We start from the raw sequence: 13,822 nt of genomic DNA, 5'->3' as shown, positions 1-13,822 counted from the left end.
TCATAGAGCCGGCCTGACAGCGCCTCGGCCCGTTCCCCCACAAGTCCCCCTAGACACGGACGGTTCCCGCCGCCAGTTTGGCGGGATTTGCTCTCGCTGCGCAACGGCTTCGACGGGCAGACGCAGGGCCCTCACCTGATGCGACGTCACCTTGAGGCGGTGCACTACTGACAAAGTTCCCTGCACGGATGACAAAGTCCGAAGCCCACGATGCTCCTACGGTAAAGGTCCATGGGCGAGGCCAGAGAAAGGGGAGTCCCATGCGTGCCATTTCGCGCAGGCTGCAGGTTCTGCCCGGCCCCCCATGTCCCGGCCTCATTCTGCATCAGCCGTCACGGCGAACGGGGGGCCCGCCCTCCTGCAGAATCGGCCATCGCCCGCGCGCGGTCGTCCCGCCGTAGTGACTCGGCGGGCAACATTTCAGCAGGTCAGCGTCTGGGACGTCCCGGGATGAGGCCACTTCTGCGTCAACGGTGGCCGGACAGCGCGCCCAAGCCGCAGTCTCGTTGCGGAGCCGGCCGGTGCGGTCGGCTTCTTCAAGCGCACGTCAATCGAGGGGAACAGCATGTGAGCTCTCACGAAGGCACTCGTCAGTGTCACCGCCGCGGTCGGGATCGCCGCCGGCGGCCTGGCCACCGCGGGCACGGCCATGGCGGCCCCCACGCCGGCCCAGCAGCAGGCGGTGACCGGTGAGGTCGGCACGCTCGCGGTGGTCAACCTGGGGCTGAACACCACCCGGGCCAAGCACTGGCAGTGCTTCATGCAGGAAATTGGTTACTACTCCGGCCCGATCGACGGGCAGTTGGGTACCAACAGCTGGAAGGCTGCACAGGAGATGTTCAACGACCTGGGCCTCGGCGCCGGTACTGTCGACGGAATCGTCGGACCCAACACGATCAGTGCGTTGCAGAAGTACCTGAACCGGTACGCCAGTGCCGGCCTTACCATCACCGGGATCGCCGGACCCAAGACCCAGGACGCATTCTGGGACTTCAACGTCACCAACTTCTGCTGAGTGAACGCCGCGGCTCGTCCTCCCTCCGGGGCAGAGGACGGGTCGCGTGCCGTTGTCGGCGAACGTGTCAGAGCCGCTCGGGCGTCCGGATGGCCAGCAGGGCCATGCCCCGGTGCAGTGTGCGGGCCGTGACGGCGCACAGGAAGAGGCGGTTCTCCACCTGCTCGCGCCTCGCGGCCTTCAGGACCGGCCGCTTGTCGCAGAAGGACCTGGTACAGGTACGCCGTCAGCTTGTGCGGGGCGTACTCCTTCGCCGCCTCCGACAGGCCGCCAACTGCGGTCTGGCTGTATCTGGGGAGCGGTCGCATCATCCGGGCCGACGTTCAGGACGCCGATGCGCTGGAGCCGTTGCGGATCGACCTGGACGAATTCACCGGGCAGTGGTCACTCCGGCACAGGGCCGCCCACCAGTGACTGACGTGGGCGGAGTTCATCGACTGGGGGACAGAACCGATGCAGGTACGACTCCCGGGTGATCATGAGGTGTCGAGTCCCTGATCACCGCAATGGAGGACCGTGCCTGCCCGCTCATCATCGCCCCATCCCTGCCGGCCTGGGCCGGCTCGCTGCTGTCCAGCCTCCCAAGACTGGGGAACACCCGGTTCTGCTGGACTGTCTCTCCGGGGTTGCCGATCCGCGCCGGGCCAAGGGCCGCCGCCATCCCCTCGCCTTCGTCCTTGCGCTCGCCGCCTGCGCGGTACTGGCCGGCGCGAAGTCTCTTGCCGCGATTGCGGAGTGGGCCGCTGATGCACCACCCGCCGTCCTCACCGCTCTCGGCGGCCCCGGTCGTGAACCGTCCGGACCCACCGCTCCGGCCGAGGCGACCATGCGCCGGGTCCTGCAGCGCGTCGACGGCGACGCCCTCGATACCGCAATCGGTACCTGGCTCGCCGCGCGCGATCCCGACCGACCACTCCCCGGCAAGGACACAGCCGAGCGGTTCCGTCGCTCACTCGCCGTGGACGGCAAGACCGTGCGCGGAGCCCGTCGGGCCGACGGCACCCAGGTCCACCTGCTCGCCGCGATGACCGATGCCGGCCTGGTCATCGCCCAGCGCGAGGTAGACGGCAAGACCAACGAAATCACCGTCTTCCGGCCGATGCTCGCCGAGCTCGAACTGACCGACACGGTAGTCACCTTCGATGCCCTGCACTCCCAAATCGCGCACGCCCGCTTCCTGGTGGAGGAGAAGAAGGCCCACTACATCGCGGTGATCAAGGCGAACCAGCCGCTGCTGCACCAGCGCCTGAAGAACCTGCCCTGGCGGGACGTGCCGCTGATGGACAAGACCCGCGCCACCGACCACGGCCGCGACGAGATCCGCCGGGTCAAAACCTGCACGGTCACCCGTGGCCTCGCCTTCCCGCACGCCATGCAGGCCGTGCAGATCGTGCGGCGCCGCCGAACCGCCACCACCGGCAAGGTCACCCTGGAACGCGTCTACGCGGTCACCGACCTGACGGCCGGCCAGGCCGAAGCGCCGGAAATCGCGCACCGCGTCCGCGCGCACTGGGGCATCGAGAACAAAATCCACCATGTACGCGACACCTCCTGGAGTGAGGACGTCTCACGCGTGCGCACCGGCAACGCACCCCGGGCCATGGCCAGCCTGCGCAACCTCGCCCTCGGAGCCCTCCGCCTCGCTGGACGCACCAACATCGCCGCGGGCCTTCGCCACCACGCGCGCGACGCCACCCGCGCCCTGGTCACACTCGGCATCGCGTGATCAACCGCGACAGATCCACTGAACGACGTCGCCCTGCCCAGGGACTGCCTGGGATCGCATGCGCATGATCGCGGAGAATGCCCTGCATCCTGACGAGTCGGCTGTATGACCCGAGGCTCACAAGGCCGTCGAGCCCCCGGCGATCAGTGTGGACCGCCCGCCCGAATCGACCGCTGACGGACGCTGGATCTGCGCTGCATCATCAGCGCATTCTGGATGTTTTCGCAGGTCATTGCACTGCCGCCGATATTCCGGTTCAACGTTTAGCGGCCGCCTTAGCATCGACGCGACGGTCTGGCAAACATGCAGGTCAAGCGGGGTCGTCCCCTTCGAGGGACGACCCCGTCCCCGGAGCTCCCGCCTATTGGCCGGTGTCCCTTTTCGGGCTCAGTCCGGTGCGGCGCGCTGTCATGGAGATCGGCCCGGGCCCCTCCCGGCGAAGAACGACGTCCACCGCGAGGCGGCCTTGGGCCGAGAGATCGTGAGGCGACACTCCTCGGATGGAGCCGCAGTCTCCGGCATACCGGTCCTTCCCAACGGGCCTGCGTCGGGATCTGCTGCCCGCTACCCGGTTTGCCGCGTACGGCGCTTTGATCAACCGGAAGGTGCGGTGCTGGCTGTGGATGCCCGATGTGCAAGCGAAGTCACCGTTCATGACGACGGACACGGACGCTTGCCCGCGCAGCCCTTGGGCGTTGGTGCCGCTGTCATGGCCGCGCTCGCCCCCCTTGTCGGTGTCGTGGCCCGGGTTATTCGGCGGTGAGGGCGAGCAATTGGACAAGGCCGGGCTCACCCTCGCCGACCTTGACCTTATCGAACTCGACGAGGCTTTCGCGGCCCAAGTCCTGGCCTGCACACGGGCTATGGGCCTGACCGGGACCGACCACGAGCAACGCATGAACGTCAACGGCTCCGGAGTCTCGCTGGGCCACCCCGTCGGCACCACCGGGGCACGCGTCCTCGCCACCCTGGCCTGGGGAGATGCGCCACTGAACAGTACCGCTACGCGCTGGAGACGATGTGCATCGGTGACCAGTGGTCCCAGAGGCAAATGGCCGCTGAGTGCCCATGCCGCGGCTCTGACCGAGACCCCGGCGAGGTTGTCGTGAAGGCGCTGAGCTCGGGGGCCTCATACTGATCTGGTCGTCCGCGACCAGTGACACCCCGGTCCCGCTGTCGGCCGTGCTGCGCCATGAGGGCGCGGACGTCGGTCACCTGCTCATGTTCGTCGCCGTCACCCGCTATGTCCCAGGGGCCCGCGGCCGCCACTGTCGCGAAGCCGTGGCAGCCGCGTGCCCACGTCGCCGTGTCATCACTGCGTCAAGGGACTTCCCGGCAACCCTTCCAGCGCGTCTGTGATGTCGGTGAAGGTGGCGACACAGGGGTCGAAAAGCCCGCCCCAGCCGTCGGAGCCGCCACCGCCGGAGCCGTCGAGTATTCCCCTGCCCGTAACGCTGCCGTCGGCGTTGACCGTGTACACCGGGGAACCGGAGTCGCCTGGTAGGGCGCACTGCCCCAGCTTCTGCCCCCTTACCACGTTGCGCCATATGCCCTCGGTGGACCGCGCGTCGAACTCGGTGCGCACGACCAACCAGCCGCACTGCTCCCCGGTGCGCTGGCCGTCGGTGCACACCTCGTCGTACACGGCGGCGCGACGCTGCCAGATGCCGCTCACCGAGGCGGAGTCACCGATGCCGGCATCCGAACCGCCGCGGTAGACGCGCCCGATACCCTGCCGGCTGGGGTACATCTCGACGAGTGCCAGGTCGCCGCGGAAACGGGTGTCACCGGGGAAGAGCTGAGTACCCTCGCCCACGTTCCAGTTCTCCCGGGTCCCTTCGTTCACGTAGCCCATACTCTGGGTCGGCGCGTCGACGAAGCCTCCGGTGGGCGCACAGTGCCCGGCCGTGAGCATCATGTACGTCCCGCCGTCGATCCAGGGGAATCCGCTCGTGCAACTCCTGCCGTCGGGAGTGATGATGCGGGCCCCTCCGTAGAAGGGGGAGGTGTCGTTCTGCCGGCTCTGAGGGCTGCCCAGCGGACGGTCGGGAGCGTGGACCAGGGCGATGGCGTCCGCCCCATAGCGACGGGCCAGCGCGGAGGCCAGGGATGTGCTCAGGCGCCTGACGGTGATGAGGACCCGGTTGTGCTCCCCGTCCGGGGTCGTCTCGAAGATGGCCTTGCCGTCGGGGACGTCCTTGTCGGTCAGACCGATCGCCTCGTGCTTGATCTTTTCGAGGTCGCTGTAGCTGCGCTGGGCGGTCCGGGACTCCTCGACCCCCGTGTGCTTCTCCTGGAAGCCGGCGGCCAACGTACTGCCTTTCGCGCTCACGGAATTGAGGATCACCTTGCCGGACTCGGTGTCGAGCCAGGGATAGCTCAGGTCATCAGGATGCTGCCGCGCCAGTTCGAGCGCCCCCTGCAACGCCTCGACGGCAGCCTCGGTGGGACGATTTGCGACGTCGAGCGTATCGAGATCGTCCGGCACAATGTCGACTCCGGCGATCTGCTGGGCGCGTGCGCTCGCCACGATGCTCGCGTCAGGTTGGGTTGCCACCGCGGTCGACGGCAGGGCCGTCACCAGGGTGATGGCGAGCGCACCAAAGATGGTTCTGCGTTTGTTCATCTGCCCTCCAGATATGTCGAATTGCTGTTGGACCAACCTCGGAAGCCAGGCGCATCGCCCGCTGCTGGTGTTCGCAGCGGATGCGAGATCGCCATGTTCATGTCATGCGTTTTGGACCGCAGCGACCGATCAGACCATCCGGAGGCGCTGACCGCCTGCAGGCCGAGGGCTCGCCGGCTTGCAGACTCGGCCGATGACCGCTGCAAGTGCGACCGGACCGGTCGCTCCAGGTGTATCGGCTCGCCATTGTTCGCCTTCGAGGCACTGGTGCCCAACAAACAACTCATGAAAAATGTGCCGCAGCCGTCACGCTGTGGCCTGGGGGAACGGGGAGGTGCGGCTATGCCGCGCAAGGAGCGACCAATAGACGCGGGGGACGGTCCGTTACGGGAGTTCGCCGCGGGCTTACGGCAGTTGCGGCGCAAGGCAGGTAATCCGCCCTACCGGACCATGGCGGAACAGGCGCACTACTCGATCTCGACGTTGTCCTCCGCGGCGTCCGGACAGCGGCTGCCGACGCTGGCAGTGACGCTGGCGTACGTGCGTGCCTGCGAGGGGGATGTGCAGAAGTGGGAACAACGTTGGCGGGAGACGGCGGACCAGCTCGGCGCAGAGGATTCCGCCCTCGGCCTGGCGGAGGAGTCCACCGCGCCCCCGCCGTACGCGGGTCTGCGGTCGTTCACGGAGCGGGACGCGCCGTGGTTCTTCGGTCGGGAGCAGCTGGTGGAGGAGGTGGCCGGGCGGCTTCAGCGGCAGCGGTTCGTGGTGCTGATCGGGGCTTCGGGGTCGGGTAAGTCATCGCTGCTGCGGGCGGGGCTGGTGCCACGCCTGCAGGCCGCGGCGACGGTAGTAGTGCTGACGCCGGGGCCGCGGCCACTGGAGGAGTGTGCGGTGCGGCTCGGTGCGCTGGCCGGCCTCACGCCGGGGGCACTGTACGGAGAGTTGAGACAGGACCCGGACAACCTGGACCGTGTTGCGCGACAGATCGACACCCGCTCTCAAGAGGGCGAGGGCATCGTGCTGGTCGTCGATCAGTTCGAGGAGACCTTCACGCTGTGCCGGGACGATGCCGAGCGGCACTGCTTCGTGGAGGCGCTGGTCACCGCCGCTTCGGCCGCCTCCGGCCGGTGCCGGGTGGTACTCGGTGTGCGCGCCGATTTCTATGCACACTGCCTCCACCACCCGCCGCTGGTGAAGGCGATGCGCGACGCACAGGTGCCCGTCGGGCCGATGGACCTCGACGAGCTGCGCCGTGCTGTGGTGAGACCGGCCCAGCGAGCCGGTCTCACCGTCGAGGGCGCGCTGTTGGCGTCGCTCAGCGCGCAGGCACACGGGCAGGCCGGAATGCTGCCGCTGCTGTCGCACGCACTGCTGCAGACCTGGCGGCGGCGCCGTGGGAACGCTCTGACACTTCAGGCGTTCGAGGCGGTAGGCGGGCTCGAAGGCAGCCTTGCCCGCACCGCAGAGGAGTTCTACCAACAGCTGGATCCCCAGCAGCGGGAGTTGGTCCGGCAGGTGTTCGTGCGGCTGACCGCGCTGGGCGAAGGAACGGAGGACACCAGGCGGCCGGCACGCCTTCAGGAGTTGGAAGGGCTCGTGGCGCAGGCCGACGGCGACAACATAGCCGCCGTACTGGAGGGTGCGGCCCGAGCCAGGCTGCTGACGCTGGACCACGAGCGGGTGGAACTAGCCCATGAGGCGCTGATCCGCTGCTGGCCCCGGCTGCACGGATGGCTGACCGAGGACCGGGAGGCCATGCGGGCCTTGCGTCAGCTCACCGACGCGGCACACGCGTGGGAAACGCTCGGGCGTGATCCCGGCGCGCTGTACCGCGGCACGCGTCTGGCCATGGCCGCCGCCCTCGACCGCACGGCCCTCTCCATGAAGGAGCGGGCGTTCCTCGACGCGAGCCTGGTCGCCGCGGACCGCGAACAAGCCGCCACGCGCCGCAGTACTCGCCGCCTGCGCCGGCTCACCGTGCTGCTGACAGTCCTCCTTCTCACTGTCTCTGCCACCACCGTCTACGCGCTGCGCGCGCAGAACACCGCCACCCAGCAGCGCAACATCGCCCTGTCCCAGAAGGTCGCGCAGCAGGCCACCGCGCTGCGCTCCGCCAACCCCGCACTCGCCACTCAGCTTAGCCTCGCCGCCTACCGTCTGGCCCCCACCACCGAGGCCCGTGGCGGCCTGCTCAGCACGTTCGCGACCCCCTACGCGACACGGCTCGCGGGCCACACCGACAACGTCAACGCAGTGGCCTACCGTCCCGACAGCCGCACACTGGTCACCGGCAGCAATGACGACACGGCCCGACTGTGGAACATCACGGACCCCCATCGCCCGCGCCCGCTGGCCACCCTGAACGGACACACCGAGAAGGTCAGCCACGCCGCCTTCAGTTCCGATGGCCGCACCCTGGCCACCGCGAGCTGGGACGACACCGCCCGGCTGTGGGACGTCACCGACCCGGACAGGCCCCACCTGCTGGCCGTCCTGCGCGGCCACGCCGGCGACGTCAACGCCGTGGCGTTCAGTCCCGACGGGCGCACCCTCGCCACCGCCGGCACCGATGGCACGGTGCGGTTGTGGGACCGCACCGACCCCCGCCGACCGCACACGGCGAACACGCTGCCCGGCCGCAACGACGCGAAGCGCGCGATCGTGTCCGTGGCGTTCAGTCCCGACGGCCACACCCTGGCCACCGCCGTCTTCGACAACACCGTGCGACTGTGGACGCTCGCCGCATCCGGGCGTGTCCGCGACTCGGCCACCTTGACGGGCCACACCGCCGCCGTCAGCGGGGTGGCGTTCAGTCCCGACGGGAAGATGCTCGCCAGCGCGAGCTGGGACCGGACCGTACGGCTGTGGAACCTGACTGATCCCGGAGGCCCGGCCCGGTTGGCGAGCCTGACCGGCCACGCCGACGGCTTACGTTCGGTCGCCATCAGTCCGGACGGGAACACCCTCGCCAGCGCGAGCATGGACCAGACCGTGGGGGTGTGGGACATCAGCGATCCGCGCAGGCCCAGTCGGCCGGCCATGCTGACCGGACACACCGACGCCGCCGTTTTCGTGGCGTTCAGCCCCGACGGCCGTACGCTGGCCAGCGCCGGTGACGACCAGACCGCGCGGCTCTGGGACCTCCCCCTCCCCGCTGTCATCAGCCACGCCGATACCGTCTGTGCAGTGGCGTTCAGCCCCCACGGGCACACCCTGGCTACGGCGAGCGACGATCGCACCGTACGGCTGTGGAGCCTGGCCGACCCCCGCCGACCCCGGAAACTGGCCACCCTCACCGGACACAGGGATGCCGTGTGCGGGCTTGCGCTGAGCCCGGACGGGCGCATCCTGGCCACCGGAAGCTGGGATCACACCGTGCGGCTGTGGGACATCACCGACCCCCACGTCCCCCAGAAATTGGCCACCTTCTCCGGACACGGCGAACACGTCAACACGGTGACGTTCAGTCCCGACGGGCGGGTCCTGGCCGCCTCCGGCGGGGACGGGACCGTACGACTGCAGGACGTCACCGATCCACGCCGCCCCCGCGAACTGGCCACCCTCACCGGGCATACCGGCGGCGCCAACACCGCCGTCTTCAGCCCGGACGGGAACACCCTGGCCACAGGAGGCTGGGACGCCACCGTACGGCTGTGGGATATCACCGACCGCCTCCACCCGAGAAAGGCGGCTACCTCTGCGGTCTTCTCGGAGGGGGTCAACGCCGCCGCGTTCAGCCCGGACGGGAACATCCTGGCCACAACGGACTTCGGCGACACGGTACGACTCTGGCGCGTCACCGACCGCCGCCTGCACAAGTCGGCGGCCCTCGTCGGCCATGTCGGCCCCACTCACTCCCCCGTCTTCAGCCCCGATGGGCACACCCTGGCCACCATGGGTGCCGACGGCACCGCTCGATTGTGGGACCTGACCGATCCGGCCGGTCCCCGCGCACTGGCCTCCCTCACCAGCGGCGACCAACACATCTACGCAGCAGCGTTCGGCCCCGACGGCCACACCCTGGCCACGGCAGGCGCAGACCGCGCCGCCCACCTGTGGGAGACCTCCCCCGAACGCGTCGAAACCCAGGTGTGCCAAGTCAGCCACCCCACCATCACCCGCTCCGAGTGGACGAAGTACTTCGGGAACCTGTCCTATCGGCCCCCATGCCCGTAACAGCCCAACGTCAACTCCTCGCACCGTGTCGCAGTGGTCGCTGCGGCGTCACGTTTTTCGGACTTGTTTGTTCGACACCGATGGCCGAACCCGAACAACGTCCGGGTCGCTACACCTGGAGGCCGCACACAACAAGGACTCCCGGAGAGGACGAAACACGATGAGGCGAAACAGGCTGGTACTCGCGACGGCGGGCAGCGCGCTCGCGCTGAGCGGGGCGATGGGCACGCATGCCGCGGCAGCGGACGTGGAAGGTGTCGCCGTGCTTGCAACGGAGACGTACCAAAACAGGGCCACGAACCGCTGCATGGACGACAGCGACTTCGGGTTGCGCCCAGTGGGGTGCCACTTCGACACGACCCAGCAGTGGACCGTGACCGCCAACGGCAGCTACCGCCAGTTGAAGAGTGTCGGCACGGGCCGCTGTCTGGACGACAGCGACCTCGGGTTCCGCACCGTGAGGTGTCACAGTGGCACCACCCAGCAGTGGACCGTGATTCAGCTCGGGGGCGGTTACATCCAGTTCAAGAACCGGGGCACCGGCCGCTGCGCGGACGACAGCAGTGGGGCGGGGCTCCGTACCTGGACGTGCTGGGCGGCAACAGACTCCAAGGTCGTGAACCAGAGCTGGTTCTGAGACGGCCCGCTCGTGGTGGTCAGTCTCGGCCTGAGTACGGCACAGACACGGGGCGTCCAGCGCCGTCCGCCCCGTTATGGGGCCACCACACCGACGGAATCACCGAATCGGAAACTCAGGCCGCTTTGATGGCGTTCGCCGAGGGCATCTGACACTGAGCCGATCATCGCTCGGCGAGCGACAACTACCATTCCACCCGTGTCCTCGCCGAGTGCGTGGCGGCGAGGACACGGGTGGACGGCCCATCCGGGATGGGTGCGGCTCTTTTGTGGGGAGCTTTGACCTGTGTGGTTGCTGACCGGGGGTTGGTTGCTCGATCGTCGTGGTGTCGGGTGGCCGGGTTCCGGGGGTGGCGGCGATTGGTGTCGTGGCTGGAGAAGGTCGGGGAACTGTGCGCTCGGCTTGAGGAGTTGACCGGACGCCTCTCCGAGCAGGAGGCGGTGCTGTCCCGTCTGGAGATCACCAGGGAGACGATGACGGAGATCCTGTCCGGTGGCGAGGCGGTCACGGAGCCCGGGATCGAGCCGGGGGATGCCGGACCGGCGGAAGCCTCGGGGCAGCCGGCGAAGGAAGAGGAAGGAATCCCGATTGGTCACGGATCCGACGATCATCCGGATTGGCCAGGCCGTGCAGCTCAGCCACAGCGGCGAGCAAGGGGATCCCCTGCAGCGCTGCACGCTCGCGCACGCGATGGCCGATGTGCAAGACGACGTGAGGGAGGAGCTGATCTGGGACCAGCGAGCGCTGGCGGCCGCCGACCTGATCACCGATGCACGGGTCGCGCAGGCCGGGGTGTCGCTTCCGGTGGCCGGACTGTATCCCTCGCTGCACCTGGACTTGAGCGAGTGCTATCGCAAGCTGGGCGATCTCGATCGTGCGCGTGAACACCTCCAGCGCGCGCAGGAAACGATCGGCACGCTTGGCGATGACGAGTATGGGCAGCTGATCAGGAACGGCCTGGAGCAGGTGGCTGAACGGCTGCGCTGACCTGGCCTCGGTGACCGCAGAACCAGAAGGGTGCGGCTCTTCTTGCGGTGAGATCGTCGGTCAGGGCTGGAGTTCGTCGTTGTGCTGGTCGGGTGGGGGATAGAGGCGTTCGCGTTCCCTCTGGGCGTGGTAGGTCCAGTAGGCCGGGAAGTCGCCGTTGCTGATGACGGCGCGGAGGGTGAGGACGGCTTCGGCTCCGCAGACGCTCCATCGGCTGCCGGTGATGTCGAGGCGGTCGGCGAGTCAGGTGGCGGGCTGCTCCTTCGACGATGCCGCTGGCGATCGGCCAGCCCGCGTCGAGGGCCTTGTCGTAGTGGACGGAAGCGGCATTGTTCTCCAGGTAGCGGCCGACGCTCGGTCAGGAGGTATGGCAGGGCAGCGAAGGTGATGCCGTCGCGGCCCGGCCGCTGCGCCCGCGTCTGCACCGGAGGCTGGCGCTGGCCTTCTCCGGCGACCGCGCGCCAGAGGGGGGTCTCTCCCCGGCGGCGCGGGAGTTCCGCCGACTGGTGGAGCGCTCCGGCGCGCGGCGGGACGGAGGATGAGGAACATCCGTGTCGGATTGCGCGCTCAGCCTTCGCAGCCCTGAACGGCGCCTTGACCTGGACCGATCGTACGCCGGAGCCTTCGCAGGCCGATGCAGTGGATCTTCAGAGGGCGCGGCGGCGGTCGAGTTCCTGTCGAATGAGCAGGCAGCCCGGTACAGGGCGTTTCACCGGCGCCGTCGCGTGCAGAGCTGGAGCGGTGTGATTCGGGGTAATTTGAGGTGCTGACTTGGTGCTGACTACGCAGCGTTGAACTCCGGCCTTTGGGGCTGGGCGGCAACTCGTTGGCTGTGGCGGCGGTGTCTGGCCCCCTCGCGTCACCCGCGGTCAGACCTGTGCGCCCGCTGCGGCGTATTATGCGGCGGCGGGCGCGATCCGCGAACCCGACTGTCAGTGACCGCGCTCGATCCACGCGTCGAGATGCGGCGCCTCGGCCCCGATCGTGGTGTCGTCCCCATGTCCGGTACGCACCGTGGTCTCGGGAGGCAGCGTCAGCAGACGGTCGCGGATCGAGCGGATGATCGTCGGGAAGTGCGAGTACGAACGTCCCGTGGCCCCCGGCCCGCCCTGGAACAGGGTGTCTCCGGCGAAGACCGTGGCCAGGTCCTCGGCGTAGAGGCACACCGCGCCTTGAGTGTGCCCGGGGGTGTGCAGGACCGTCAGTTCCGTCCCGGCGACTGTGAGGCGGCGGCCGTCCGAGAGGTAGCCGTCGGGATCCCGGTCGGGATGCGTGTGTTTCCACAGCAGACGGTCGTCCAGGTGCAGGAAGATCGGCGCACCGGTGCGGTCGGCCAGTGACGGCGCGGCGTCGATGTGGTCGTTGTGGGCGTGGGTGCACACGATGGCCGTAAGGCGACGGTCGCCGACCGCCTCGGCGATGGCGTCGGCGTCGTGGGCCGCGTCGATGACCAGTGCCTCGTGGTCGTCACCTACGATCCAGACGTTGTTCTCGACGTCCCATGTCCCGCCGTCCAGTGAGAAGATCCCGGCAGTGATGACCCGCTCGACGCGTACGGCCCCGCTCACAGCATCACCACCGAGCGCAGGACGTCGCCGTGGTGCATCCGCTCGAAGGCTTTCTCCACTTCGTCGAGTTGGATGGTCTCGGTGACGAATGCCGCCAGGTCCAGGCGGCCCTGCAGGTGCAGGTCGATGAGCATCGGGAAGTCGCGGGAGGGCAGGCAGTCGCCGTACCAGGAGGACTTCAGGGCGCCGCCGCGTCCGAAGACGTCCAGGAGGGGGAGTTCGAGCTTCATCTCCGGGGTGGGTACGCCGACGAGGACGACGGTGCCGGCGAGGTCGCGGGCGTAGAAGGCCTGCCGGTAGGTCTCCGGGCGGCCGACCGCCTCGATGACGACGTCCGCGCCGAAGCCGCCGGTCAGCTCGCGGATCGCCTCGACGGGGTCGGTCTGCTTGGAGTTGACGGTGTGGGTGGCGCCCATGGTGCGGGCTGTGGCCAGCTTGCGGTCGTCGATGTCGACGGCGATGATCTTCGCCGCCCCGGCCAGGTTCGCCCCGGCGATCGCCGCGTCCCCGACACCGCCGCAGCCGATCACCGCGACGGTGTCGCCGCGGCCGACCTTGCCGGTGTTGATCGTGGCGCCGATGCCGGCCATGACGCCGCAGCCCAGCAGTCCGGCGACCTGCGGGGCGACCGACGGGTCGACCTTGGTGCACTGCCCGGCCGCGACCAGCGTCTTCTCCGCGAAGGCGCCGATACCGAGTGCCGGGGAGAGTTCCTGGCCGGTCGAGGCCAGGGCCATCTTCTGCGTGGCGTTGTGCGTGTTGAAGCAGTACCAGGGCCGGCCGCGCCGACAGGCCCGGCAATTCCCGCACACTGCCCGCCAGTTCAGGATGACGAAGTCCCCGGGCTCGACGTCGGTGACCCCCTCGCCGACCGACTCCACCACGCCCGCCGCCTCGTGGCCCAGCAGGAACGGGAAGTCGTCGCTGATGCCGCCCTGTTTGTAGTGCAGATCGGTGTGACACACCCCGCATGCCTGCACCTGTACCACGGCCTCGCCCGGGCCCGGATCGGGCACCACGATCGTCTCCACCCGCACCGGTTCGTCCTTGCCCGCCGCGATCACGCCGCGTACTTCCTGCGCCATGG

Annotated in this window: 9 protein-coding genes and 3 pseudogenes; 7 read left to right on the top strand and 5 right to left on the bottom strand. The window is 68.7% G+C overall.

Annotated features, from left to right (window positions below; genetic code table 11):
- Positions 1-649 precede the first annotated feature (649 nt).
- Positions 650-1,015 (top strand): peptidoglycan-binding domain-containing protein, encoded by a 366-nt coding sequence (locus tag GAS53_RS43875; protein ID WP_151483365.1) that lies wholly within the window; start codon positions 650-652, stop codon positions 1,013-1,015.
- Positions 1,016-1,082: 67 nt separating this feature from the next.
- Here the strand turns inward: GAS53_RS43875 and GAS53_RS43870 are convergent.
- Positions 1,083-1,275: pseudogene (locus GAS53_RS43870) on the bottom strand (DALR anticodon-binding domain-containing protein); the annotation flags it as partial.
- Between GAS53_RS43870 and GAS53_RS55640 the strand changes: the two are divergent.
- The 3 genes and pseudogenes from GAS53_RS55640 to GAS53_RS43860 form a co-directional block, all read left to right on the top strand.
- Complete coding sequence (locus GAS53_RS55640; RefSeq protein WP_192583546.1) at positions 1,247-1,429, top strand: hypothetical protein; 183 nt, start codon at positions 1,247-1,249, stop codon at positions 1,427-1,429. The pseudogene GAS53_RS43870 and the gene GAS53_RS55640 sit on opposite strands and share 29 nt — an antisense overlap.
- A gap of 64 nt (positions 1,430-1,493) precedes the next feature.
- Entirely contained in the window at positions 1,494-2,741 is a 1,248-nt protein-coding gene (locus tag GAS53_RS43865; RefSeq protein WP_225859464.1) for an ISAs1 family transposase, read from the top strand.
- Positions 2,742-3,514: 773 nt separating this feature from the next.
- A pseudogene (locus GAS53_RS43860) lies at positions 3,515-3,771 on the top strand (acetyl-CoA C-acyltransferase); the annotation flags it as partial.
- A gap of 282 nt (positions 3,772-4,053) precedes the next feature.
- On the opposite strand, the gene GAS53_RS43855 reads toward GAS53_RS43860, so the two are convergent.
- The gene (locus GAS53_RS43855; protein WP_151483364.1) at positions 4,054-5,367 is read right to left on the bottom strand and encodes a chymotrypsin family serine protease; all 1,314 of its coding nucleotides are present in this window, start codon (positions 5,365-5,367) and stop codon (positions 4,054-4,056) included.
- Between the two features lie 450 nt (positions 5,368-5,817).
- On the opposite strand from GAS53_RS43855, the gene GAS53_RS43850 reads away from it, so the two are divergent.
- From GAS53_RS43850 to GAS53_RS43840, 3 genes are all read left to right on the top strand, one after another.
- The gene (locus GAS53_RS43850) at positions 5,818-9,543 is read left to right on the top strand and encodes an nSTAND1 domain-containing NTPase (protein WP_225859463.1); all 3,726 of its coding nucleotides are present in this window, start codon (positions 5,818-5,820) and stop codon (positions 9,541-9,543) included.
- Between the two features lie 160 nt (positions 9,544-9,703).
- Positions 9,704-10,180, top strand: coding sequence for an RICIN domain-containing protein (locus GAS53_RS43845; protein WP_151483362.1), 477 nt, complete (start codon positions 9,704-9,706; stop codon positions 10,178-10,180).
- A 588-nt stretch (positions 10,181-10,768) separates the two neighbouring features.
- On the top strand, positions 10,769-11,167 hold the full coding sequence (locus GAS53_RS43840; RefSeq protein WP_151483361.1) for a hypothetical protein: 399 nt from the start codon (positions 10,769-10,771) through the stop codon (positions 11,165-11,167).
- 60 nt (positions 11,168-11,227) lie between these two features.
- On the opposite strand, the pseudogene GAS53_RS57120 reads toward GAS53_RS43840, so the two are convergent.
- The 3 genes and pseudogenes from GAS53_RS57120 to GAS53_RS43830 all read right to left on the bottom strand — a co-directional run.
- Positions 11,228-11,513 (bottom strand): annotated as a pseudogene (locus tag GAS53_RS57120) (ISKra4 family transposase); the annotation flags it as partial.
- 586 nt (positions 11,514-12,099) lie between these two features.
- Positions 12,100-12,735 (bottom strand): MBL fold metallo-hydrolase, encoded by a 636-nt coding sequence (locus GAS53_RS43835; protein ID WP_151483360.1) that lies wholly within the window; start codon positions 12,733-12,735, stop codon positions 12,100-12,102.
- Entirely contained in the window at positions 12,732-13,820 is a 1,089-nt protein-coding gene (locus GAS53_RS43830) for an S-(hydroxymethyl)mycothiol dehydrogenase (RefSeq protein WP_151483359.1), read from the bottom strand. Before GAS53_RS43830 ends, GAS53_RS43835 begins: the two co-directional genes overlap by 4 nt.
- Positions 13,821-13,822 lie beyond the last annotated feature (2 nt).

Origin of the sequence: Streptomyces albicerus (assembly GCF_008905045.1) — a bacterium.
GTDB classification, from domain to species: domain Bacteria; phylum Actinomycetota; class Actinomycetes; order Streptomycetales; family Streptomycetaceae; genus Streptomyces; species Streptomyces albicerus.
The sequence above is the reverse complement of the archived record's forward strand: the minus strand, read 5'-3'. Positions and strand labels throughout refer to the sequence as shown.